General features: G+C 44.9%; 22 protein-coding genes and 1 pseudogene. 4 read left to right on the top strand and 19 right to left on the bottom strand.

Features of this window, described 5'->3' with window-relative positions; genetic code table 11:
- Nucleotides 1–5: 5 nt before the first annotated feature.
- The 6 genes and pseudogenes from CW749_RS09450 to CW749_RS09475 all read right to left on the bottom strand — a co-directional run bounded on the left by CW749_RS09450 (nt 6) and on the right by CW749_RS09475 (nt 6,582).
- Nucleotides 6–2,660: pseudogene (locus tag CW749_RS09450) on the bottom strand (molybdopterin-dependent oxidoreductase).
- Between the two features lie 266 nt (nt 2,661–2,926).
- Nucleotides 2,927–3,673, bottom strand: coding sequence for a transglutaminase family protein (locus CW749_RS09455; protein ID WP_101111777.1), 747 nt, complete (start codon nt 3,671–3,673; stop codon nt 2,927–2,929).
- A gap of 79 nt (nt 3,674–3,752) precedes the next feature.
- Nucleotides 3,753–4,493 (bottom strand): AraC family transcriptional regulator, encoded by a 741-nt coding sequence (locus tag CW749_RS09460; protein ID WP_101111778.1) that lies wholly within the window; start codon nt 4,491–4,493, stop codon nt 3,753–3,755.
- Nucleotides 4,483–5,124 carry a LysE family translocator gene (locus CW749_RS09465; protein ID WP_101111779.1) on the bottom strand — a complete coding sequence of 214 codons (642 nt, stop codon included), beginning with the start codon at nt 5,122–5,124 and terminating at the stop codon, nt 4,483–4,485. Before CW749_RS09465 ends, CW749_RS09460 begins: the two co-directional genes overlap by 11 nt.
- A gap of 401 nt (nt 5,125–5,525) precedes the next feature.
- Nucleotides 5,526–6,152 (bottom strand): hypothetical protein, encoded by a 627-nt coding sequence (locus CW749_RS09470; protein ID WP_101111780.1) that lies wholly within the window; start codon nt 6,150–6,152, stop codon nt 5,526–5,528.
- A 103-nt stretch (nt 6,153–6,255) separates the two neighbouring features.
- Complete coding sequence (locus CW749_RS09475) at nt 6,256–6,582, bottom strand: hypothetical protein (RefSeq protein WP_237322390.1); 327 nt, start codon at nt 6,580–6,582, stop codon at nt 6,256–6,258.
- A 337-nt stretch (nt 6,583–6,919) separates the two neighbouring features.
- Here CW749_RS09475 and CW749_RS09480 point away from each other — a divergent pair, with 337 nt between their 5' ends.
- Nucleotides 6,920–7,846 (top strand): glycosyltransferase family 2 protein, encoded by a 927-nt coding sequence (locus CW749_RS09480; RefSeq protein ID WP_101111781.1) that lies wholly within the window; start codon nt 6,920–6,922, stop codon nt 7,844–7,846.
- Between the two features lie 33 nt (nt 7,847–7,879).
- On the opposite strand, the gene CW749_RS09485 is transcribed toward CW749_RS09480, so the two are convergent.
- Nucleotides 7,880–8,284 carry a GFA family protein gene (locus tag CW749_RS09485; protein ID WP_101111782.1) on the bottom strand — a complete coding sequence of 135 codons (405 nt, stop codon included), beginning with the start codon at nt 8,282–8,284 and terminating at the stop codon, nt 7,880–7,882.
- 302 nt (nt 8,285–8,586) lie between these two features.
- On the opposite strand from CW749_RS09485, the gene CW749_RS09490 reads away from it, so the two are divergent.
- From CW749_RS09490 to CW749_RS09500, 3 genes are all read left to right on the top strand, one after another.
- Nucleotides 8,587–9,081: a GNAT family N-acetyltransferase gene (locus tag CW749_RS09490; RefSeq protein WP_101111783.1), complete on the top strand. Its 495-nt coding sequence runs from the start codon at nt 8,587–8,589 to the stop codon at nt 9,079–9,081.
- Between the two features lie 21 nt (nt 9,082–9,102).
- Nucleotides 9,103–9,351, top strand: coding sequence for a hypothetical protein (locus tag CW749_RS09495; RefSeq protein ID WP_101111784.1), 249 nt, complete (start codon nt 9,103–9,105; stop codon nt 9,349–9,351).
- A gap of 173 nt (nt 9,352–9,524) precedes the next feature.
- On the top strand, nt 9,525–10,838 hold the full coding sequence (locus CW749_RS09500) for an AarF/ABC1/UbiB kinase family protein (protein WP_101111785.1): 1,314 nt from the start codon (nt 9,525–9,527) through the stop codon (nt 10,836–10,838).
- Nucleotides 10,839–10,889: 51 nt separating this feature from the next.
- Here the strand turns inward: CW749_RS09500 and CW749_RS09505 are convergent, their stop codons facing one another.
- The 12 genes from CW749_RS09505 to CW749_RS09555 all read right to left on the bottom strand — a co-directional run bounded on the left by CW749_RS09505 (nt 10,890) and on the right by CW749_RS09555 (nt 21,953).
- On the bottom strand, nt 10,890–12,452 hold the full coding sequence (locus tag CW749_RS09505; protein WP_180958368.1) for a sulfite reductase flavoprotein subunit alpha: 1,563 nt from the start codon (nt 12,450–12,452) through the stop codon (nt 10,890–10,892).
- A gap of 4 nt (nt 12,453–12,456) precedes the next feature.
- Nucleotides 12,457–12,885: a PAS domain S-box protein gene (locus tag CW749_RS09510; RefSeq protein ID WP_101111787.1), complete on the bottom strand. Its 429-nt coding sequence runs from the start codon at nt 12,883–12,885 to the stop codon at nt 12,457–12,459.
- Between the two features lie 205 nt (nt 12,886–13,090).
- Complete coding sequence (locus CW749_RS09515) at nt 13,091–13,702, bottom strand: class I SAM-dependent methyltransferase (protein ID WP_237322392.1); 612 nt, start codon at nt 13,700–13,702, stop codon at nt 13,091–13,093.
- 65 nt (nt 13,703–13,767) lie between these two features.
- Nucleotides 13,768–14,367: a CAP domain-containing protein gene (locus tag CW749_RS09520; RefSeq protein ID WP_101111789.1), complete on the bottom strand. Its 600-nt coding sequence runs from the start codon at nt 14,365–14,367 to the stop codon at nt 13,768–13,770.
- 150 nt (nt 14,368–14,517) lie between these two features.
- Complete coding sequence (locus CW749_RS09525; RefSeq protein WP_101111790.1) at nt 14,518–15,525, bottom strand: substrate-binding domain-containing protein; 1,008 nt, start codon at nt 15,523–15,525, stop codon at nt 14,518–14,520.
- A gap of 12 nt (nt 15,526–15,537) precedes the next feature.
- Nucleotides 15,538–16,455 (bottom strand): ribokinase, encoded by a 918-nt coding sequence (rbsK, locus tag CW749_RS09530; RefSeq protein WP_101111791.1) that lies wholly within the window; start codon nt 16,453–16,455, stop codon nt 15,538–15,540.
- A 155-nt stretch (nt 16,456–16,610) separates the two neighbouring features.
- Complete coding sequence (rbsB, locus tag CW749_RS09535; RefSeq protein ID WP_101111792.1) at nt 16,611–17,489, bottom strand: ribose ABC transporter substrate-binding protein RbsB; 879 nt, start codon at nt 17,487–17,489, stop codon at nt 16,611–16,613.
- A gap of 51 nt (nt 17,490–17,540) precedes the next feature.
- On the bottom strand, nt 17,541–17,711 hold the full coding sequence (locus CW749_RS28180) for a hypothetical protein (RefSeq protein ID WP_180958369.1): 171 nt from the start codon (nt 17,709–17,711) through the stop codon (nt 17,541–17,543).
- A gap of 64 nt (nt 17,712–17,775) precedes the next feature.
- Nucleotides 17,776–18,759, bottom strand: a complete 984-nt coding sequence (rbsC, locus tag CW749_RS09540; protein ID WP_101111793.1) for a ribose ABC transporter permease — start codon at nt 18,757–18,759, stop codon at nt 17,776–17,778.
- The gene (gene rbsA, locus CW749_RS09545) at nt 18,756–20,261 is read right to left on the bottom strand and encodes a ribose ABC transporter ATP-binding protein RbsA (protein ID WP_101111794.1); all 1,506 of its coding nucleotides are present in this window, start codon (nt 20,259–20,261) and stop codon (nt 18,756–18,758) included. The genes rbsC and rbsA overlap by 4 nt, the downstream gene beginning before the upstream one ends.
- 41 nt (nt 20,262–20,302) lie before the next feature.
- Entirely contained in the window at nt 20,303–20,722 is a 420-nt protein-coding gene (rbsD, locus tag CW749_RS09550; protein WP_101111795.1) for a D-ribose pyranase, read from the bottom strand.
- Between the two features lie 343 nt (nt 20,723–21,065).
- The gene (locus tag CW749_RS09555; RefSeq protein ID WP_101111998.1) at nt 21,066–21,953 is read right to left on the bottom strand and encodes a LysR family transcriptional regulator; all 888 of its coding nucleotides are present in this window, start codon (nt 21,951–21,953) and stop codon (nt 21,066–21,068) included.
- Between the last annotated feature and the right edge of the window lie 66 nt (nt 21,954–22,019).

Consider the following 22,019-nt stretch of genomic DNA (forward strand, 5'->3'; position numbering starts at 1 on the left):
ATCCCCTACTTCATAAAAATTACGTTTTGTTCCAAAGCGTTATTGAGCTCGGGAATGCATGACCCGCAGTTGGTTCCGCACTTAAGTACGGTCTGCAATTGGTGTAATGATTGAATGTTGTGTTGCTCAATCGCTTGCTGAATTTGAATGTCTGACACCCTAAAGCAGCTGCAAACTAAGGTGCCTCGCTCACGACCAGACAACCCTTGAGATAAGTTTCGAATATCAAGTGGCTTTCCTAACATCTCTGCAATTTCATTGGCATTCACAGGCATCGGTTTGTGGCTGATCACCGTTATCGCGTCAGTCACAAAGCACTTTTCTAACGGATCAAATCGTCCTGCGATTACGCACCAGCCTTGTGGCATGTCTAGAATCAGACATCCTGAAAGCGCCTGCATTAATGATGGTTTGGAATAAGAAGTTGAAGTGCAATAACGCCAAACAACACCCGTATCGAGCGTTTGCATTGATGAATAAATAGGATGACTCTGCACAATGGTATTCGGTTTGTTGTGATCACCATGTCGCTGAACATGAGTGATGTAACTGCCCACTTTTGCGGGCATCAGAGATACGGGTTGAGATTTGAATGCGGGCTGTCCGGAAAGAGGATCAACCACCGATTCGAGTACTCGATTTATTTGGCTTGCTGACTCGTCATGACCACTGTAGCAACCAGCCCAGTGCATGCTCATAAACACTTGCTTGGCATTCAGCCCTTTATCCCATTTTGCTTTGGCGTAAACAATAGAACCTTCGGCAAGAGTTGGATGCTGAATTTTAACCAGTTCACCTTCACTAACGCCTAGCATTTCACCGCTCAGTGAGTTGAGATACAAGGTAGGTTCTGGATCGAGTTCTGAAAGGTGCTCAATGTGCCCAGTTCGCGTCATCGTATGCCATTGGTCTCGATGTCGCCCCGTATTCAGCCACCATGTTGGATCGGTTTTATTCGATTCATTGGGCTTGGTCACCAAGAAGTTGGCTCTGCCAGAAGCCGTGCTAAACCGACCATTACGATAAGGGGCGGCATCTTCATTTAAAGGCCATCGAGCTGGCGTCCAGTGTTGATACTCATCATCTGAGATGTCTGCCAATTCTGATATATCCAGCAGAAGCGGCGAGTCGTTATTTATGGATGTCATTCGCGCGTATTCTCGAAATACATCGGCTTCAGACTCGAAATCAAACCCGCTTTCTATGCCCATTTTTTCGCACAATGCCCGACCTACCGCGCTGATGGTTTCCCAATCGGTTTTGGCTTCACCTGGCGGTGCCACAAAACGGCGCTGACGAGACATGCATCGCTCGGAGTTTGTCACCATGCCTTGCTTTTCGCCTCATCCAGCCGCGGGAAGCAATACATCAGCGTATTGAGCAGTGTCGCTGTCTGGCGTAATGTCGGAGACAATCACCATGTCACACTGAGCGAGTGCACGACGCACTTTGTCGGCATTCGGCATGGAAACCACTGGGTTGGTAGCCATAACCCAAATGACTTTTACCTCCCCTTTTTCCACCGCGTCGAACAAATCCACGGCTTTCAAACCCGGTTTGGTTGCGATGTTTGGCGCCCCCCAAAACTGAGCCACTTTTTCAATCGAATCCTCATCAAAGCCTCGATGCACGGCCAACATATTCGCTAGACCACCCACTTCTCTCCCGCCCATAGCGTTGGGTTGCCCAGTTATTGAAAAAGGCCCGCTGCCCGCTTTACCTATTTTTCCGGTAAGTAAGTGGGCGTTGATAATGCTATTGGCCTTATCGACGCCTTCACTCGACTGATTGATTCCTTGGCAAAATACGGTAATTGCGGTGGGAGACAGTGCGAACCATTGGTAGAAAGTACGCAATGGTCCTACATCGAGTCCTAACGTTTGCGCGACGTTGCGAAGTTCATATTCAGGCGTGGTAACAAGTTGAGACAGTGATTCAAAGCCATTGGTGTGGTGCTCAATAAAGCGCTCGTCCATATGCCCGTTTTCAATACAAAAACGAATCAAGCCGTTATAAAGCACGATGTCACCATCGTTTTCTAATGCTAGGTGTAAATCAGCTTGCTCCGCTGTGACGGTTTTACGGGGGTCTAGTACCACTAAACGTAAATGTGGGTTTTGTTCTCGTGCTTGCTGGATCTGGCGAAAAATCACAGGATGAGTCCATGCGGTATTCGCCCCGGTTATGACAATCAGATCAGTTTTAAGTAGGTCGTCGTAGTTAACGGGGACGACATCTTCGCCAAACGCACGAATATGTGCAGCCACCGCCGACGACATACACAACCGTGAGTTGGTATCAATATTGGCGCTCCCGACATACCCCTTCATCAATTTATTGGCGACGTAGTAATCTTCGGTGAGTATTTGCCCTGAGACATACATGGCTACGGAGTTTGGTCCGTGCTTTTCTATTGTGTCTTTCAGCTTGTCTGAAATGGTATCTATCGCCCGCTGCCAAGTCACCGTTTCGCCCTTAATTCGGGGGTAAAGTAGCCGCGATGGCATATTCAAACTTTCTTTCAGAGCGGCGCCTTTTACGCATAATGCGCCTTTGTTGGCTGGGTGCTTTTCATCACCTTTGATTTGATCTTCAGCAACGCTTACACCGCACCCAACCCCACAGTAAGGGCAGGTAGATTGTATTTCACATTTCGACATGCAGACTTCCCTTGGCAGATTATTCTCCGTAACCTTGTTAACCTCGCCTATCGAGGTTGCTTGGATACAAAAAAAGGCACCCAACCAGCGAAAGCTGGAAAGGCACCATTGCCTTTGACGTTGTTTTGAATTTTGAACCCAAGACGCTCATATCACATCGCTTCCGTACGCTTATATGAGGTAAAAAGACAAGAGCAAAGAATGAGCCAAAAAATAATCTACATATAATTCAATACATTAATAAGACCGCCTTACACCGAGTTGCACTACTTCTGAGCAATTCCACCCAATATAGTGCGGATTCCTTCAGCCCGAATGCGATTCACATTCCGATTCATTAGGTGACGCAAAACATAGCGAAACAGGATGCGTTTTACTCCTTTCAGGTTACTCCCTTTTTCGGCATAAAAGGCATCAGGGTGAGTGTAAACGCCAAAGTCATCGACAATGCCTTCGCGCTGAATATAGGTGTTCCCACCATTCCAATCATTTTCCGGATTTTGTAAGCATGAAGTCGCAATTCCATAACCACGAAAGGCATCACATTGGTCTGAGAATCGTTGCTGCACCCGAGAAAGGTAATCACTGTCGATGATATAACCTTCAACCTCCCGCCATTGATCCTCGTACCAAATTTCAACCCAGCTATGGATGATTCTTTTTGGCGCCGCCACAAACAAGTAAGCCGGAATCGCCCCATTTTGAAGTTGGTTGTCGATAGTAAACCCATGAAAACGAGCGTGAACCCCCACCGCGCGGAGCAGCGCTATCAACAAAGTGCCTTTAGTATTGCATTGCCCATACCCATCTTTCAGAACTTGGCTTGCTGGGATCGTATCATCGAAGTTATAGCCGAAGAGAATGTCGTCACGGACAAAGTTGTATATGGCTTTTATAGCGCGAAAAGGAGGTAGCGCACGCCAACCCTTTCGCTCAATTAGGGATTGGATGGAAGGGTGCTCAAAATCCACCATAGGGCTAGATACAAGATATTGGTTGAAATCGTTATTCATATTACCTCCTGCGATTTGGAGGTCTCAGATTACGAAATCAGCCAGAAAAGAAATTGAATAAACTGGTTATATAAACTATCTAATGCTGCTCAAAGAGCTTTATGGCTTCGCGAATGGTCAGCCCAAAGTGTTGTTTAAACGTTCGGCTCAAATGAGCGCTGTCGGCAAATCCTGACATATAGGCAGACTCGGTCGCACTCTTCCCTGAATTCAACATACCAATGGCACAAAGCAGACGACGCCAAAGCAAGTAAGGTCGCCATGCGATCCCCATATTTTCTTTAAACAAATGTAGGAACCGGCTCTCAGATAAAGCGACCTCTTCGGCAACATCACTCGCTCGCCAATGATCTGGCTTTACGCACACTTGCCCAAAACACTGGTTCAGCCGTTCCAATAAATCCTGTATTCGGCTGTCGAGCTGAACATATTCCGTTTCCATTGGAATTCGATGCCTACTGAGATGAGGCGATTGTTTTTCGGTCCACTCAGACACAAAATCAAACTGTTGATTTATATCGACATCACACGACAACGCCTTCACAGATATGCACGTGTCTCCATTGAGTCGTTCCAGAAAGACCTCCCCCAATGTCGACTCAGGTTCAACCAGCCAAACCCACCCAGACTCCATATCGAGTTGGTGCATAACATTAGGGGCTAATAGTGAAGCACCACTGAACGTAGCGCCTTCGATAGCCAGCTCCGCACTCCCTTCAGGGATAGTAAGCTGAATCGCATGGTGGCGGTGGCTACCTGCTTCTAACATTTGGCTATAGCAGGCGAATAAGCCCGGTTGAAGCCGAAAATTAGCTGGCATTCGACGTAATCATTAACTTGATGCCGAAGTAACCAAACAGCGAACCTGCTGCGCGTTTTGTCCAGCGGATAATGGTTTCGCTTTGCTGTACTTTTTTGCTGACTTTTGCAGAGCTCCAAGAAAGGAATAACAACCAGAACATACCGTTAACGTTAAATACAACACCAAGTATCAAAAAAGCTAGTGCCTTGCTGTCACTTTCCGCTGAAATAAACTGAGGAACAAAAGCGAGGAAAAACAGCGCCACCTTAGGGTTAAGGACGTTGGTAAGAAAGCCTTGTAGAAAAATATTCTTTAAAGGGGCTTTATTCAGTTTTGCTGCTGCGTCTGAATTGGAATTAGAAGGCTTAGAAAACAGCAGCATTGCTGCCATATAAAGAAGATATAAACCACCTATAATTTTGACGACCGTAAACGCCATAGCCGAGGTGGCTAAAACAGCGGATAGACCAAATGCCGCCGCAAAAATGTGAAATAGAGTACCCGCGCCAATACCTGCCCCAGCCACAACTCCCGCCTTCATTCCTTGCGTGGCACTTCTGCCCATTACATACAAAGAGTCCGGACCAGGAATCAGATTAAGCGCTATTCCTGAAACAACAAACAGCCAAAAGTTTTCAATACCGAACATTCAAATTCCTTTTTCGAGGTGGGTAAGAAAGGATTGTACGCTTCTAAAAGTAAATTGAATATTATCAAAAAGCATATTCGGAATAATACTTTATGATTCATATACATAAGCGTGATCAGCTACATTATTCTAGCGATGAAATTGATGTTAATCCGCCAACCAGTGATGGATTTTATTATCGGGAACCCCATTCACGTTGTTGCTGCCCAGAATTTATTGAAATGGATGACCCCGATTCTCATGTCCACAATCATTGTCGTCAGTTACTTTTTGATAGAGAGATCTTTTGTAACTCGCGGGTTGCGTATAAGAAAGTGAGAGATACTAGAAATTTCACCGATCTCTTATACGCAAATTCGCCTTATGGGTTGGCACTTTGCGGTGGTTTGGAGTTAGACAACTTAAGAATTTATAGATTTACTCTCAAATCCCTCAAGTGCCTTATTAACGTGTTTCACAGATACCCACGCAACACCGTCATTGAACATATAAGCCCCCATAAACACACAAGCAATACCTGTTAACAAAAATCCAAGATTGAAGTTTGTGGAAATTGAATACAGAAAAAGCAAAAAAGAAGCAAATCCAAAGATTGTAATTAGTGCTCCTAAAACCAAGTTGTATAAGCACATGACATTGTCCAAGGAAGATAACTTAACTCTGTAAGAAACATCGTTAATGTCACTGATATCTGGTAAAAGCTTTATCAGCTTAATTACATGACGGAATGACACTCTGTCACTTACTCTTCCATTTAAAATTAGTGCGGCTTTCAACATCGGGAGACCAAGCTTAACACCATGAATATTTCTAAAGTACTCAGTATCGAGCTCTTCTTTTAAATGCGCCTTAAGATCTTGGGATACATCTGGGTCAGCTATAGCATTAGATATAGACACACCACGCTGCTTTTTACTCGACTGATAAAAGCTCACGATCTTAGGTAAATTGATTAACGTAGATATAGCAAGAAGAACAGATAAAACGACATATTCCCTTTGCTGCAACAATTCTGCATACAAGTCCATTATTCCCTCTACAATATTGATTCTATTTGATTCACGAGTACAGCAGGATAAAGTTGGTTCTTTGTCATAGCTACCTCAGCAACACACCCACAACACAAAACGTTTATCGAGTAAGGCGGACCCAAGCGACGACAGAACGATTTCCTTCGCACACTTCTCTATCATGAAATGCTAGGTTTCCGTTTGTAGTAAACGCCGTTAATACCAGTGAGAACTTTCTATTTGCAACGGCTTCATTTGGGCTTTTTACTCGATAAAGGTTTGATCCACAGCCATTTCTTACTGAAGAATTAAACTCAAAAACCGTCGCATCGCTATCAAGCTGATATACGTAATTCACGTTACTTTTATGAATATCTTTAGCTGCAAAGCTAAAACCAGAAACAGAAAGCAACAAAGCGGACGTAATCAGAATTCTAAAAGGTTTCATTTCAATCTCCATGTTTAAACAAGAAATAAGCAACTCACACCATATCAAATAAAGGTTTTATTTTTCAAAAAGTTAAGACCATAATTTGTGATAAAAGTCTAATATATAAATCATTTTCACAATCCGATCTGATTAAAATGCATGGAAAGAAACACCCTCTTTCTTTAAAAATCACCCAACCTATCAATCTGCAATTCAAAATGCAGAATAAAGCAGTACTTCACCAAACATACGCACTCTAAACACCCAATCATATTTAAAATCAGTACGTTAATGAGTGGCACAAATAGTGCTTTATTGGACTATCAGTGTTTAGAATATTCAAAAGGAAAGCTTGATGGCTAAAGTATCGGTGATTATTCCCACTTATAATTGCATTGCTTATCTACCCAAAGCAATTAACAGCGTTTTGGACCAAACTTTTGGCGACTATGAAGTGATCGTCATCAATGACAACAGCACTGATGAAACCAGCACCTATTTAAATCAAATCACTGATACAAGGTTAAAAGTTCTGACAACGCAAGGCGTTGGAGCGTCTGAGGCTCGAAATATAGGAATACGAGAAGCGAATGGGGAATTTGTCGCTTTCTTAGATGCCGATGATTTTTGGCACCCAGAAAAGCTAGAGAAACAGCTGAATCTTCACGCCAATCACCCAAACCTAGCCATGAGCTTTACAAACTACGATCACCTAGATGAACAATACCAACTCATTATCGACTGCTTTGAGTATTGGAATCAGTTTCAGGTGTCCGAGCAGGACCTTTGTCTGAGCAACCCACTAGAGTGCGTTATCGAAAACAATATCGTTGGCACATCTACCGTTATGGTAAAGCGAGTAGTTCTCGAACAGTTAGGCATGTTTGATGCGCAAACCACTTATGCTGAAGATTGGGAGCTTTGGCTAAGAATATGTGACCAGCATGACGTGGGAGTCGTAAATTCCGTTTTAACGGGATACCTAATGCGCAATGGCTCAGCAACCCAAACAGATAGCCGTCGATTAGATAACCTGAAAAGTGTCGAATCCATTATTAAGAAATATCAAAGCGCCCGTGATTTAGAACGCGTAGGTTATGCCTCTTTTAACAAAGCCAACGCAAGAGTTCTTGAAGGGTACGCGGATTACTATCGGGGGCTAAAGCAATTTTCCACAGCCATCTTATTCGATCTACGAGCGCTGAAATTGGACCCTCAAATCAGAAGATTTCGAAGCTTGTTGGGAGATTGCAAGAAACTCACGCGCTTGATTATTCAGTAACACCTGAATTCAGTTTACATTGTAAATTCTTGGCTATGCGTCTCTCGGTGGTGCTTCCTCATACTGCGGTACGCCATCGGCAATCAATTCCCACGTCGCTTTGGAACCCACATAAATATGTCGACTGAGCGAGATTTCTGGGTCGCCATTGATGCAGCCCAGCGTAACGCCATGAACCTCGCCGTTGAATACACCGGTCAGCGTCGAGCCGCATTTTGAACAAAACTGCAGCCCGAATCCGTGCTCGCCAACATAAGATGTCAATTTATCTTCACCAGACAACCATTCAAATTCGCCTTCTTTCACCAGTGCATACGCTGAAGCCTGAGCACTAAATGCTTTTCGGCATCGAGAACAATGACAAGATCGAGCATCGTGAAGCGTTCCATTGATCTTGTACTTTATGTCACCGCAAAAACACTCACCTGTAATCGACATGACGTATCCTTATGTCTGTAGTTTGAAGACTAGATTACACCGAATAAAAGGTTCATTCCTCACTCTCTAACCAGTTCTGGGACTTTTTTGTACAGCAGATCCAATTGCACAGGAAAGTGTTTTATATTTTCATTTGCTATGAGGTGGATTCTTGCTTCATATCAGTCTTTGTGGATTTGCCCAAGCATACTGAACGGTTCTAACGCCTTTTCTCGTGCTGCCTTAAATCCATGGCATAATCCAATGAAACTAAAGGAATAGTGTCTTTTCCTTTGCAACGTTACGTCTTATAGGAATCCAAAATGAAGCTTGTGCAGTTAAGTCCGATTCAGTTTGAACACATCTTAGTTGGTGAGCCGACTTTTTCTCATATGGACGATGCGATTCCACCTAAACACGTGTTAATACGAGCATGGGAGCAATATCAAAACGCTGTAGATGTTATGTGGGCGTTACCCTATTTCATTGAAGTCGAAGGAGAAGTAGTGGGTAGCTGCGGTTTTAAATACGCCCCAAAAGATGGTGGCGTAGAAATTGGCTATAACGTTGCTCCTAGTGCTCAAGGGATGGGGATTGCGACATCTGCTGTAAAAGCACTCAATAAAATTGCCTTTCATTCCGGCATCATCAATCATACCAAGGCACTGATATCAAAAGATAATATGGCATCTTTAAACGTCATTAAAAAGAATGGCTTTGTTTACAAAGGGATAGTTGTGGACAGTGATGGTGAGCAATTGGAATATTGGGAATTAAGCCAGCCCCTGTACTCAATGATTAACAATGATGACAGTTAACGGAAAATCAGGAGTGATTAGATGAAGATCATTTATTTTGCGACGGGTATTGGTATTTCTTGGGTGGGGATCGAAATCATCTCATCAGGAAACTCCGCTGTTACCGGTTGGATATTATTACTTATCGGTGTACTAACCGTTGTTTATTCCTTTTTTGCCTCTGGAAATCGCCCCGCTAACCGAGGCGGCAGCGATGGCTCAGGTTCTGGTCCGCATTATTACGACAGTAGTGATAGTGGCGGAGATGGTGGCGGTGGTGGCGGTGACTAGCCACTTCAATATAGCCTTAGATAACAGATAAGAGCATATTTGGGTGAGATTGGTGTTGATCCATTTCACCCTCATTCATCGTATTGGTACGCACATCGCCATTTAATGTGCTCTTGTTTTCCTTAGCCATTTACAATTATTGAAAATACTGACGCACCCAACCGAGAACCTTCATGCCACCAAAAGAACGAAACCTGCCATCCCGACGTATTTCTAGGTTTGGTAAATTCGCATCACTCACCGCACGTGTTGCCGGTAACGTCTTAGCGGAAGGATCCAAACAACTGGCTAAAGGCAATAAGCCGAAAGCAAAGGATTTACTCCTTACCCCACAGAATATTGGCAGGTTAACTGATCAACTAGCACACCTTCGTGGTGCAGCGATGAAGTTAGGTCAAATGCTCTCTATGGATGCCGGTGATTTGTTGGAGCCTGAATTAGCAAACATCTTAGCTAGGCTACGCTCAAATGCCGATCCTTTGCCTTCCAAGCAGCTTAATCAAGTATTGGAAGAAAGCCTTGGAGAAAATTGGAAATCGCAATTTTTGGCATTTAACTTCAAGCCTATTGCCAGTGCATCTATCGGACAAGTACACCAAGCCTACAGCGACGACGGTGAAAAGCTCGCGGTTAAAGTGCAATACCCCGGAGTAAGACGAAGCATAGACAGCGATGTCGATAATGTAGGAACTCTGCTTAAACTCGTTGGGCTGGTGCCTGAAGCGGTCGATTACAAAGGCCTGCTAGAAGAAGCGAAATTGCAACTCCATGATGAAGCAAATTACACTCGTGAAGCCGAATTTGCGTCACGTTATTACGAAGCGCTAAAAGAACACCCTCATTTTGTTGTCCCCAAAATTCATTCCAACATGTCTTCTGATTCTGTTCTTACGATGGCGTTTTTAGAGGGCAATTCAATTGAACAGATAGAGGGTTTGGAGCAAAGCACGCGCAACCATGTTATGCATCAGCTCATCGATTTGATGTTTAAAGAGCTGCTCGAACTGCAAATGGTTCAGACTGATCCAAACTTTGCCAATTACTTGTACCTCGAAGAGTCTGGGCAAATAGGGTTACTGGATTTTGGTGCCACACGAGAATACAGTGAGCGATTCAGCAACGGCTATCGCCAAGCTTTTATCTCTGTTTTAAATCAAGATGACCAAGGGCTAAATCAAGCATTAGAACACATCGGATTTTTTAGTCAGTCCATTTTACCCAGCCAACGTCAATCAATCATTGAGTTGGTAAAAATGGCCTGTGAGCCCATGTTAATAGATGCAGAATACGATTTCAAAGCCAGTGGATTGGCACAAAGAATACGTGAAGCTGGCACGATTCTAAGCATGAAGCAGGACTACTGGCACACGCCACCAGCGGATGCTCTTTTCCTGCATAGAAAGATTGGAGGAATATATTTGCTCGCAGCGCGACTCGACGCAAAAGTGAACATTCACCAACTGGTAAAGCCTTATCTGAAGCGATAATTGGCACTTGCCAACCATTCCTTCAGTTGACAAGTGCGCGTTAGGGGCAGCTTAGAATAAATCTAAATGCAGTTTTTCCTCTGCAACTAACTTGTTGTACAAATTAGCCTCAGAAGATGAACTCTCAGAGGTCTGTAATGCATTAAACATCGGTTCAATTTGACTGGCTAGATTCTGCTTTCTCCCACATACATACACGTTCGCTCCCTGATAAATAAGATTCTGAACAAGGTCTCCCTGCTCTTTCACGGAATCTTGCACATAACGCTTACTTTCTTGGTCGCGAGAAAATGCTACAAAGCAGTTTTGCAGAACACCTGTTTTCAACCAATGCGCAATTTCATCGCGATAGACATAGTCTTCGCCTTCGTGCTTTTCGCCATAAAACAGGATGCAAGGCGCTAACGCTTTTTGCTGTGCTCTGGATTGCAGATACCCAATAAAGGGGGCGATACCAGCACCCGTTGCAATAAGAATGCTAGGGGCATTGAAGTCAAAGTGAAAATGCGGGTTAGAACGTACAAAGATTGGAACACTATCCCCAACGTTTAGCGATTGCAGATACGCCGTCGAACACCCCGGTGTCGGCTCTGCATTTTCTGGGTCGCTCCACACTTCTCGCACACATAATTCCAAAGCATCAGCATTGGCAAGTTGGCTAGATGCAATGGAGTAAGTGCGAGGCTCCACACTGGCCAGAAGCTCGGAAAAGTCCATTAGCGACATGGTTTGGGGAGGGTAAAAGTCCCGTAATAAATCGATAAATTGATGCCTTTTCACGTATTCCATCAACGCGACTTTATTGCGATTTTTCAGTAACGCTTTTAAGTCGCTATTTGGGAAACGCTGAGTAACTTTGCGAATAGCCGATTTACTGATCCGAGCAATTTCCTTGTCTTTCAAACATGTCTCTACCTCACTGACTGGCAGACCAAAGAAATCCGCATAAGGCATAAGAAGCGATTCCGTATTGCTCAGCATCAAGTGAACAATATCGCCCGGTTGATAACGAATACCACTGCCTTCTATCGATAAATGAATTCGGTACAAGCTAGGAAAAGTACCCGAGATTTGAGATGCAGAAACCAAGCTGGCTGGATAAGCAAAATGCTCACCATAAGACGTGACCGATATATCGAGATCTTTCCCTGCTTGTAAATCATTGTTCAGTAGCACAGCTTTCAGCGTTGATTTCCACGTTTCAAACAGTGCTGGGTAATTGAGGTCGGAATCGACTCGGTTAATCAGTCTTTCTGCTCCGCGTGTCGACAATGCATCATCCAAGTTTTTACTGAACCCACAAAAATTGGAATAAGCGGTATCACCGAGCCCAAAGACACCGTAAGAAAACGATAAGGATGCTGTGCTTTCTTGAAATATCTGCCAAAAATTTTCGGCGTTACTTGGGGGTTCACCGTCGCCAAACGAGCTGGAAATAAAGGCGACAAAGGAATCTGTTGTAAGGTTGGACGGTTCGAATTCATCCAGCTCTTGAAGACTTATATCAAAGCGCTGCGTCAGTTCGCTATCGGAAAAGAGCTGGGCTGCCAGCTCTTGTGCATTTCCGGAAACAGAACCATACACAACATAAACGTTCTGAATGGCTGGCTGCATACATTTATGCCTCGTCGTAGTATTCGTCGTAGACTTCCTTAGAAAATTCAACGGCATCAAAATCCGCCATAAGGTCGTTAATTACACGCCTAACACTGATGTATTCGGTGATCTCTCCTTTCTCATCAAATACTGGTTGAACCGATGTATCCACTACATAAATACCGCCACCTTTACCTTTGTTAGGCACAATACCTGTCCAGATTTTCCCCGATTTAATCGTGTCCCACATGTCTTTGTAGACCGCTTTCGGCACTTGCTCTACGCGAACAAGGCTGTGTGGCTGACCAATCAACTCGTGTTCTTCGTACCCCGTTAACTCACAAAAAAGAGAATTTACGTAGGTAATATTACCTTCTAGATCCGTTTTGGAGATAACCATTGCGTTATGAACTGCGGTCATGATTTGGTCATTTAGGGTTGCTTGACTCATGTGTTAAACCTCTTTTTGATAATGGTTATCATTAAGACTAATATAAGTTGCATTTTAAATGCAACTTATATTTTCGTATTAATTCAATCAGTATAACGTTCTGATTTTTATTACTTTAAAAGTGAATTTATTGTTTTAAAACTGAAAATGTCGAAGCAAGATCACTCAATTGAAGTTGCTTTTTAGGCTCAAGGCTGGGTATAAATCATTTACTCTTTTGCAAAACGACTTTTGACCAAATAACATCTGGTTTATTTTTCATTTTGCTTGGAAGGTTTTCCAAATGCAGCAAGGTTTGAAATCCAAGCTCTTGCGCATATTGGAATAACTCTTCAGTACCAGCGGGAAAGATGTGCTTACCCAACCCTGCCGGTCCATTTCTTAGTGAAATGGCACAAACACCATTGTGATTAAGTAAATCGAAAAAGCTCTGAAGACACGTTCTTCTTTCTGATGGGTTAAGGTGGTGCCATACGCCATCTAACAGAATGAAATCAAAACCCTCACTCCCAGCTTTTACTTTATCTAGGTTGGGCAAACTGTCGTGAACCCATTGAATGCGTAAGTTTTGATGGGTATTTTTGGCGATATCAAGAAACGCTTGTAAGGGCTCCACTGACACAACTTGATACCCAAGGCGAGACAGTGCTGCTGAGTTTTGCCCCACGCCAGACCCCACATCCAATACTCGGCTTAATATCCGTGGTAAAAAGGGGATAAACTCTTGGTTAACCTCTTCAAATTTGAGATTCAGGCTCGCCTTCGCAAACGCGTCGACGCCTTGTTCGTATCCTTGTGTACCTTTAACTGTATTCAAAAAAATTCAACCTCATACCATTGCATGATTCGTGCCTTTTTCACCGCTCTAAAGCTCTGGCTTAATTACTTTGCCGCACCGAATACCTGTGTCCAATAATAACGATATTCAGCATCGCTATTTTCAACCACGGCAGCTCCCACTTCCTTAAAACCAGCTCGCATGATGTTTTCGCAGTGCCCTTTACTCGACATCCACCCTGCCATTACATCATGAATATTGGTTCGCCCTGCTGAAATATTTTCACCTACGTAATTTCCGGCATAACCTGCATCTTTGGCTCGATCCGCTGGTTGTTTGCCATCCAATCCATCGTGATCAAAAAAATCATAATTTGCCATGTTCGACGAGTGAATATGTGCCGCTTCGGTCAACTGCGTGTTCCAAGTAAGAGGCGCTACGGCTGGCATGCTCCTGCCCCCGCATACCTGAGAAGAAGCCCGATACTCATTGATTACTTCAAGCATTTCTTTGGCAAAGGCTTCTTGCTCAATAGGTGGCTTTGTTGGTTTTGTTGTAGGCGGTTGAGTGGTGGGTGGCTGAGTTGTGGGTGGATTAGTCGTTTGCCCTCCCGTCAATGTGCTCGAGCTGTTGTCACTACCACACCCCGCCAGAACGGATAAAGAAATTGCAAGTAAAGTACCTGTTTTTACACCATATAACATAAAATTCCTTAGCTTCTGGATTAGAGAGTCCCGACGCTAAACGGAAATTTATAAAAGTTAAACAGGCAAACAGCATTACTGATTAACTGTTTTCAGAGCACTGACATTACGCTGAAATTGTGAGAAGTAATCTGAGGAAATGGACTGTTTTTAACCAATAACATCGACGCTGTTTCTGATCACCAATGTTGGCTCTAACTGCACCACTTGAGGCTCTGTTGTCTCTTTCTCCAGTTTCTTGAGCAACGTCTCTACCGCCGCTTTCCCTAAGCTGTGTTTGGGCTGGTGAATAGTAGTAAGTGGTGGTGTCATGAACTTCGCGATATGGATGTCATCGTAGCCAATCAGTGACACGTCGTCTGGGATTTGAATGCCCATTTCATGTGCGGCGTTGATTGCCCCCATCGCCATCATATCGTTACAAACGAATATGGCACTCGGCAACGGTCCTTTTGCGTGCATTTTCTTGAATGCTTCATACCCGCCTTCACATTCAAAGTCCGATTCAATGATCCAATCTGGGTTGAATGCTAACCCCTCTTCATTCATTGCGCGTTTATAGCCTTCATAACGCATTTGCGCCTGATGTTTGGCTAACGGACCAGTAATACAACCAATGTTTTGGTGCCCTGATTCAATCAGATGCTTCGCGGCCATGTAACCACCACGCAGGGAGTTATCTTGAATTTTGTCGCTGGCAAACAGCATCGGTCCCCAATCCATCACCACCACTGGAATATCAGGGTAGCGATCAAAAACATCGATTTTCTCACCTTCAAGGGTGGAACACATCAGCAGTAAGCCATCGACGCGCCTTTGCAGTAACGTATCGATAGAGGCTTTCATGCGTTCATTGTCACCTTCGGTGTTACACAAAATGAGGTTGTAGCCCTTTTGATAACAACTGCGCTCGACCCCTTTTACCACTTCTCCGAAGAAGGGGTTGGTCGAGGTTGTCACTAGCATGCCTATGGTTTGAGTGCGATTGATTTTGAGGCTACGCGCCAAAGCTGAAGGCGCGTAGTAATTGAGTTCTTTGGCGGCGTTGTTGACACGAAGCGAGATTTCTTCGCTGACATAACGAGATTTATTTATGACATGGCTAACAGTCGATGTAGAAACTCCTGCGAGTTTCGCTATGTCTTTCATCGTTGCCATGCAGTTCTCCGTTTAATGATCAGCAATAAATGCCTCGACTTCTTCACGAGTCGGAATAGATGTTTGCGCTCCGAAACGAGTAACGGAAATGGCTGCCGCAGCATGCGCAAAGTGGATAGCTGATTCTAAAGGCATATCTTCTAATAAACCAGTGACCAATGCCCCATTAAACGTATCTCCTGCAGCCGTTGTATCCACAGCGTACACGCGGAATCCGGGTACCGATTCACCTCGCCCATTCTGGCTCAGCCATACGCCTTTCGCTCCCAGTGTAATCATAACGATTTCGATGCCTTTTTGGTGCAAGACATCCGCCGCTCGCTGCGCAGATTCATCGTCGGTAACCGTAACTCCCGTTAGCACTTCTGCTTCGGTTTCATTTGGGGTTATTACGTCGACACATTCAAGCAAACTGTCTGGTAATTCACGGGCGGGGGCGGGGTTTAAGATAACGTTGGTGCGGCTTTTCTTCGCGATTTGAGCCGCTTTTTCAACGCCATCTAATGGCGTTTCTAGCTGCATTAATAAGAAGTTCGCACTGCGAATCTGCGCTAGATTCGGCTCCAATGCTTGTGCGGTTAATTTTGCGTTCGCCTCGGCAGACAGACAAATGGTGTTTTCACCACTATCTGAGACTTGAATCATGGCGATACCCGTAGGGCAGTTGGGCTGTACTTGAACACCAGAAATGTTGATGCCATCCGATTGGAAGCTTTCACGTATATTGATGCCAAACGCATCATCACCCACACACGCAATAAAACCGACGTCGGCTTTCAAACGCGCTGCTGCAACCGCTTGATTGGCACCTTTGCCACCGGGAATAACCTGATAATTCTCCCCGTGCAGTGTTTCTCCGGGTCTCGGAAAAGAAGGGACTTGAAGAACGTGGTCTGCATTAACACTACCTAAAACCACTAACTTATTCATACGGTTGTCCTTGGGTCAATTGGAACGCTTTGAATGTCACTATGATATAAAAATGGAAAGACCTTAGGGTCTATAGTAGAAAGTGCCCCCTCCTCCAACGACAGGAGATTTAAGAAGAAGAGGGCAACATGTTTTCTATTTGAATCTATTTACGGTTACTTCGTCACTACTTTTAGTGGCACAGGAATGTACGCTTTCACTTTCCCACCGTTTAACACTTTAACGGCATTTTCTACACCGAGTGCGCCAATCATATCGGGTTGTTGGGCGATGGTTGCCGCAAGCTTGCCACGGTTAACCGCCGCGATACCATCATCTGTGCCGTCGAAACCGACGATCATCACATCTTTACCTGATGCCTGCACAGCACGTAGCGCGCCTAGAGCCATTTCATCATTTTGTGCGAATACCGCTTGTACGTTCGGGTTCGCAGCAAGAAGGTTCTCCATAACATTCAACCCTTTAGTACGGTCAAAATCCGCAGGCTGACTGGCAAGCAGTTCCATCTGGCTGCCCTCTACCGCTTTCTTGAAGCCTTCACCACGCTCACGCGCAGCCGACGTACCTGCAATGCCTTCAAGTTGAATGACTTTCGCTTTCTCGCCCACTTTTTCAACGATGTAGCGACCAGCCATTTCACCGCCTGCCACATTATCCGAAGCGATATGGCTGACGACTTCACCACGGCTTGCGCCTCGGTCGAGGGTTAAAACTGGAATTTTCGAACGGTTAGCAATGCGAATGGCGTTGGATACGGCATCCGAATCCGTTGGATTAATGAGGATGGCTTTCACTCCGCGAATGGTTAAGTCTTCTACGTTCGAAAGCTCTTTACTTGGATCGTTTTGAGAGTCCAATACGATCAGTTTGTAACCAAGCTCTTCCGCTTTGGCTTCCGCGCCATCTTTCATCGTCACGAAGAACGGGTTGTTCAGCGTTGACAATACAATCGCCAAGGTATCTTGTGCCTGTGCCGATACCGACACAGTTGAAGAAAGCACAGCAGCAGAAATAAGGGTTGCAAGTTTTTTCATTGTTATCGTCCTTTTTGTAGGGTTGTCACCAAGACCTTAGGGAATTTGCATTTACCCGATGGCTTGGTGCAGAGGTTCTGCGTCACGCTCGTATTCACACTGCTTTGAAGCTTCGCTGGTTAAACCAATATTCACTTCAATGTTGGCAGTCTCTACCACAGCAAAAGAAATGCTTGTCGTTGATAAAAGAGTGAGCAAAATTTTTATCGTTTTCTTTTTCATCGTCTTCTCCAAGTCGGTACGGGGGCTGTAAGTTCTCCCCAGTCACGATCTGTGTTGAGAAGAATTACTTGTTTTTGTTGTCTACCAGTACTGCCAGAAGAATCACCACAGCTTTTGCGATCATTTGGTAGTAAGAAGACACATCTAATAGATTCAGAGCGTTGTTTAAGAAGCCGATAATCAGTGCACCAATTAACGTCCCCATGATGCGACCCTTACCGCCCATTAGGCTTGTACCGCCTAGCACAACAGCGGCAATCGCATCGAGCTCGTATCCCATTCCAGCGGTAGGCTGAGCAGAAGATAAACGTGATGTCACAATGATGCCGGCCAACGCCGCCAACAGACCACAAATCGCATACACGCCGATTTTTACGCGATCCACATTGATGCCAGAAAGACGAGTCGCGGATTCATTGCCGCCCAAAGCGTAAACGTAGCGGCCAAAACGCGTGTGATTGAGCAAATACCAAACCGCAGCAAACACCCCAACCATCAACCAAACGGGAACAGGTATACCTAACGCGTACCCCGTACCAAACCAAGCAAAGGCATCTGCTGTGTCGGTAAACCCTGCAGAAATTGGGCGACCATCGGTGTAAACCATGGTCACGCCGCGCAGTAATGTCATTGTTACCAGCGTCGCGATAAAGGCTTGAACTTTCCCTTTAGCGATAATGATGCCGCTAATGGCTCCCAGTGCAGCACCAGCAAACAAAGCGGTGGGTACTGCAATAAGTACGGGAACTTCAATCGCAATTAGGCTGGCTGCAAATGCGCCACACAACGCCAGCACGGAGCCGACACTTAGGTCGATGCCCGCCGTTAAAATAACCAGTGTCATTCCCACAGCGATAATGGCGTTAACCGATGTTTGACGAAGGATGTTAAGAATGTTGTCTACGGTGAAAAAATTCGGATTTAAAAACGACACCACAACAATCAAAAGCAGCAACGCAATCAGCGACTTTTGGTCGATTAGCCATTCTTTACTAAACAGTTTCTTGCCACTGTCCGGTGCGGATTTATCTAAGGTTTTGGTACTCATGCTGCTTCCTCATTGATTTTCTTGCCTACTGCACACGCAAGCAGCTTTTCTTGGTCGGCGTCTTTTGCATCAAACTCTCCACTGATGCGCCCTTCATGCATAACTAAAATGCGATCACTCATGCCCAGAACTTCTGGCATTTCTGAAGAAACCAAAATGATGCTCATGCCTTCGCTTTTGAATTTATTGATAAGTTGGTAGATCTCTTTCTTGGCGCCCACATCGACACCACGGGTGGGTTCGTCGAGAATCAATATCTTGGGTTTGGTCATTAGCCCCTTGGCAATAGCGACTTTTTGCTGGTTACCGCCCGATAAATTCCCGATAATTTGGTCGCGTGTTGGGGTTTTAATGTTGAACAGCTGAATGAAATCTTCCACCGCTATCGCTTCGTCACCATGTTGGATCTGAACGCCTTTTGTCAGTTGGTCCAACGCGCAAAGAGACATGTTTTCTTTTACCGACAACCCAAGCACTAAACCGTCGCCCTTTCTATCTTCGGAAATGTACGCAATGCCGTTTGCTAAACCGTCTTGTGGGGACACTGGGTTGATGGTTTTCCCATTCAAATTGATAACGCCGTGCTCACTGGGCAACGCACCGTAAATCACTTTCATTAATTCCGTGCGCCCGGCGCCCATTAGCCCAGAGACACCGAGAATTTCACCGCGATTAAGCGCAAAATTGATGTCGTGTACACCCGATCCCGTTAAGCCGCGAACCTCTAAGCATACGTCTCCGTGGTTAACGTCAACACGCGGGTATTGTTCTTCCAATTTACGGCCGACCATCATCTCGATAAGCCCGTCCTCATTGGTCTCGTTGACTGCACACTCACCGATGAATTTGCCATCACGTAAAACGGTAATGTCGTCGCAGATTTCAAAGATCTCTTTCAATCGATGCGAGATGTAAACAATGCCGCAGCCTTGATCTCGCAGTTCATTGATAACGCTAAACAAAGACTCCGTTTCCGTGTCGGTGAGCGCATCGGTCGGTTCATCCATGATGATGACTTTGGATTCAAACGACAGCGCCTTGGCGATTTCAACCATCTGTTGCTCGCCAAGACTTAAATCGCCCAATAAGGTTTTCGAGCTGTGCTTCACATTTAAGCGAGCCAATAAAGCGTCAGCCGCCTCATACATTTTTCGCCATTGAATACGCCCAAATTTATTGGTCTGCTCGCGCCCCAGAAAGATGTTCTCTGCAATGGTCAGTTCAGGAATGAGGTTCAGCTCTTGGTGAATGATGCTGATACCCGCTTGCTGTGAGTCTCGTGGCCCTTTAAAAGCTGCGGGCTTATCCTGATAGCGAATGACACCTGAATCTTTGGAGTAAATGCCTGTTAAAACTTTCATCAGAGTTGATTTACCAGCACCGTTTTCTCCCAAAAGCGCCATAACGCGCCCCGGATAAACTTTTAAGCTCGCTTTATCCAATGCTTTAACGCCCGGAAACGCTTTTTCGATATCGCTGAGTTGTAAAATGGCTTGAGTCATAATTTGTCCTCAACATTGAGAGGTTCAAAACATTGGAGAGGCTAAAAAACCACACCAGCCTGAAAAATTACATTTGCGTAAGGCGTGCATTCGCCAGTACGAATAACGGCTCGGCTTTGATGCGTACGCGATTTAAATGCTTCATGGGAAACATAATGAATAGCGATACTTTTGCCGGAGTGCTGTTCTTCTTTCTTCAATTCCGCCACCAACATGTTGTGATGTTCTGGGCTAATTTCCGCAAATTCATCGGCGATAACAACGCCCTCTATTTGGCACTCAGACAACATCGCTTTAACCGTTTCCAAAAACTGGGGTACGCCGTGCGTCAGTGCTAAATCAATTCGCTGAACCGCTTCTGGAATCGGTAAGCCTGCATCACAAATCGTGATTTCATCGGTATGACCTAAAGTGGCAACCAGATACGACAATTCCGAGTTGATGAGGGTACTTTTCTTCATTTTCATACCTTTAATGGTTAGGCGAATTGCCTTAATTCGTAGCTAAAAGTCATAAAAAACATGCAAACAGCTCTAAAATTCTGATAAATATCGTCATCTGCATTTTTATAGCTACAGGCTATCTATGTTGGCTTTCTTTATTGTTAGAAAGCTCATCGAAACGTTTCGATGACTGTATCGCTAAAATTTTTTTTTGCATCACAGCGGCAATTAATGTGTGATTTTGATCTTCCAAATAAGGAAATGAAGATGGGAAAAAGTGAGGGCGATCACTGATGATTTAACCGAAACGCCCAAAGCGAATACGTAAAATACGCGGGTCACATGAATCTATGCCAATGGTTTATACCACTGCTGCAAGTTCTCTTAACCCATGCCAGATATGCTCTCCGGCTATGTGCAACCTCGCTTGATAGCGGTAAGCGTAGAAAGAGATCGGGCAAATCAGATCGTCTGCCCCTACTACGGTAAGCTCGTTGTTTCTCAGTTCCTTTTGAATGGCGTAGTCTGGCAGCCACGCAACACCCGCCCCGTTTAGCACTTGAGTTTTTAGCAAATCCGTCATGGACGACGTAAATACCACGTCTAAATTAGAATGAGGGCGAACTTTTTCAACCTGCCTGCCCATGTACGAATTTAGGCTGTATGCCAAACAAGGGATCGTTTCTTGGCTTTCTAACTGGTAAATCGCTTGCCCATTTTCATCGCAAGCACACACAGGCAACAGCTTGGCATCGCCCACCTTCAAAGACATATAAGGCGGTAGCCTTAACCTTTCATCATCGAATGCGAGCAAAATGTCGCACTCCCCTTGTTGCAGCGCTTCAATTGCTCGATCCACATCGATCGCTTCTACGCTCAAAATCGGCTTGATGCTTTCGCTGTTTCTCATTGCGTGAAGTTTAGGCACCAAACTGCTTGCCAGAGAATGCGCCGCCGCTATTTTGACTACGTTGCCATCAAGCCGAGATATTCCCAGTAGTTGATCGACAGAATCGGTAATTTGAATCAACAGATTTCGGGCTGACGTTCGGAATACTCGCCCACTTGGGGTCAACTCAATGGGGACTTTGCTTCTATCGATCAACTGTGAGCCCAATGCCTCTTCAAGCGATTGAATCCTCCGACTGAATGCCGGCTGCGTCATGTTTCTGAGTTGCGCCGCTTTGGAAAAGCTTCGGTATTCGGCTAGCGCTTCAAAATCTTCTAACCATTTACTTTCTATATTCATACGCTTCCCTACGTTATCTCGACTCGCACTTACATTATGCATATCTTGCATGAAGCAAAGAAACTC

This window comes from Vibrio sp. vnigr-6D03, from assembly GCF_002835515.1.
In the GTDB taxonomy this organism is placed as follows: Bacteria; Pseudomonadota; Gammaproteobacteria; order Enterobacterales; family Vibrionaceae; genus Vibrio; species Vibrio penaeicida.

Coding starts and splice junctions, on each gene's coding strand:
- CW749_RS09500 (WP_101111785.1), top strand. CDS start 9,525: ATGCCACCAAAAGAACGAAACCTGCCATCCCGACGTATTTCTAGGTTT.
- rbsC (WP_101111793.1), bottom strand. CDS start 18,759: ATGAGTACCAAAACCTTAGATAAATCCGCACCGGACAGTGGCAAGAAA.
- CW749_RS09485 (WP_101111782.1), bottom strand. CDS start 8,284: ATGTCGATTACAGGTGAGTGTTTTTGCGGTGACATAAAGTACAAGATC.
- CW749_RS09490 (WP_101111783.1), top strand. CDS start 8,587: ATGAAGCTTGTGCAGTTAAGTCCGATTCAGTTTGAACACATCTTAGTT.
- CW749_RS09475 (WP_237322390.1), bottom strand. CDS start 6,582: ATGAAACCTTTTAGAATTCTGATTACGTCCGCTTTGTTGCTTTCTGTT.
- rbsA (WP_101111794.1), bottom strand. CDS start 20,261: ATGACTCAAGCCATTTTACAACTCAGCGATATCGAAAAAGCGTTTCCG.
- CW749_RS09505 (WP_180958368.1), bottom strand. CDS start 12,452: ATGCAGCCAGCCATTCAGAACGTTTATGTTGTGTATGGTTCTGTTTCC.
- CW749_RS09510 (WP_101111787.1), bottom strand. CDS start 12,885: ATGAGTCAAGCAACCCTAAATGACCAAATCATGACCGCAGTTCATAAC.
- CW749_RS09455 (WP_101111777.1), bottom strand. CDS start 3,673: ATGAATAACGATTTCAACCAATATCTTGTATCTAGCCCTATGGTGGAT.
- rbsB (WP_101111792.1), bottom strand. CDS start 17,489: ATGAAAAAACTTGCAACCCTTATTTCTGCTGCTGTGCTTTCTTCAACT.
- CW749_RS09520 (WP_101111789.1), bottom strand. CDS start 14,367: ATGTTATATGGTGTAAAAACAGGTACTTTACTTGCAATTTCTTTATCC.
- CW749_RS09480 (WP_101111781.1), top strand. CDS start 6,920: ATGGCTAAAGTATCGGTGATTATTCCCACTTATAATTGCATTGCTTAT.
- rbsD (WP_101111795.1), bottom strand. CDS start 20,722: ATGAAGAAAAGTACCCTCATCAACTCGGAATTGTCGTATCTGGTTGCC.
- CW749_RS28180 (WP_180958369.1), bottom strand. CDS start 17,711: ATGAAAAAGAAAACGATAAAAATTTTGCTCACTCTTTTATCAACGACA.
- CW749_RS09555 (WP_101111998.1), bottom strand. CDS start 21,953: ATGAATATAGAAAGTAAATGGTTAGAAGATTTTGAAGCGCTAGCCGAA.
- rbsK (WP_101111791.1), bottom strand. CDS start 16,455: ATGAATAAGTTAGTGGTTTTAGGTAGTGTTAATGCAGACCACGTTCTT.
- CW749_RS09470 (WP_101111780.1), bottom strand. CDS start 6,152: ATGGACTTGTATGCAGAATTGTTGCAGCAAAGGGAATATGTCGTTTTA.
- CW749_RS09495 (WP_101111784.1), top strand. CDS start 9,103: ATGAAGATCATTTATTTTGCGACGGGTATTGGTATTTCTTGGGTGGGG.
- CW749_RS09460 (WP_101111778.1), bottom strand. CDS start 4,493: ATGCCAGCTAATTTTCGGCTTCAACCGGGCTTATTCGCCTGCTATAGC.
- CW749_RS09465 (WP_101111779.1), bottom strand. CDS start 5,124: ATGTTCGGTATTGAAAACTTTTGGCTGTTTGTTGTTTCAGGAATAGCG.
- CW749_RS09525 (WP_101111790.1), bottom strand. CDS start 15,525: ATGGCAACGATGAAAGACATAGCGAAACTCGCAGGAGTTTCTACATCG.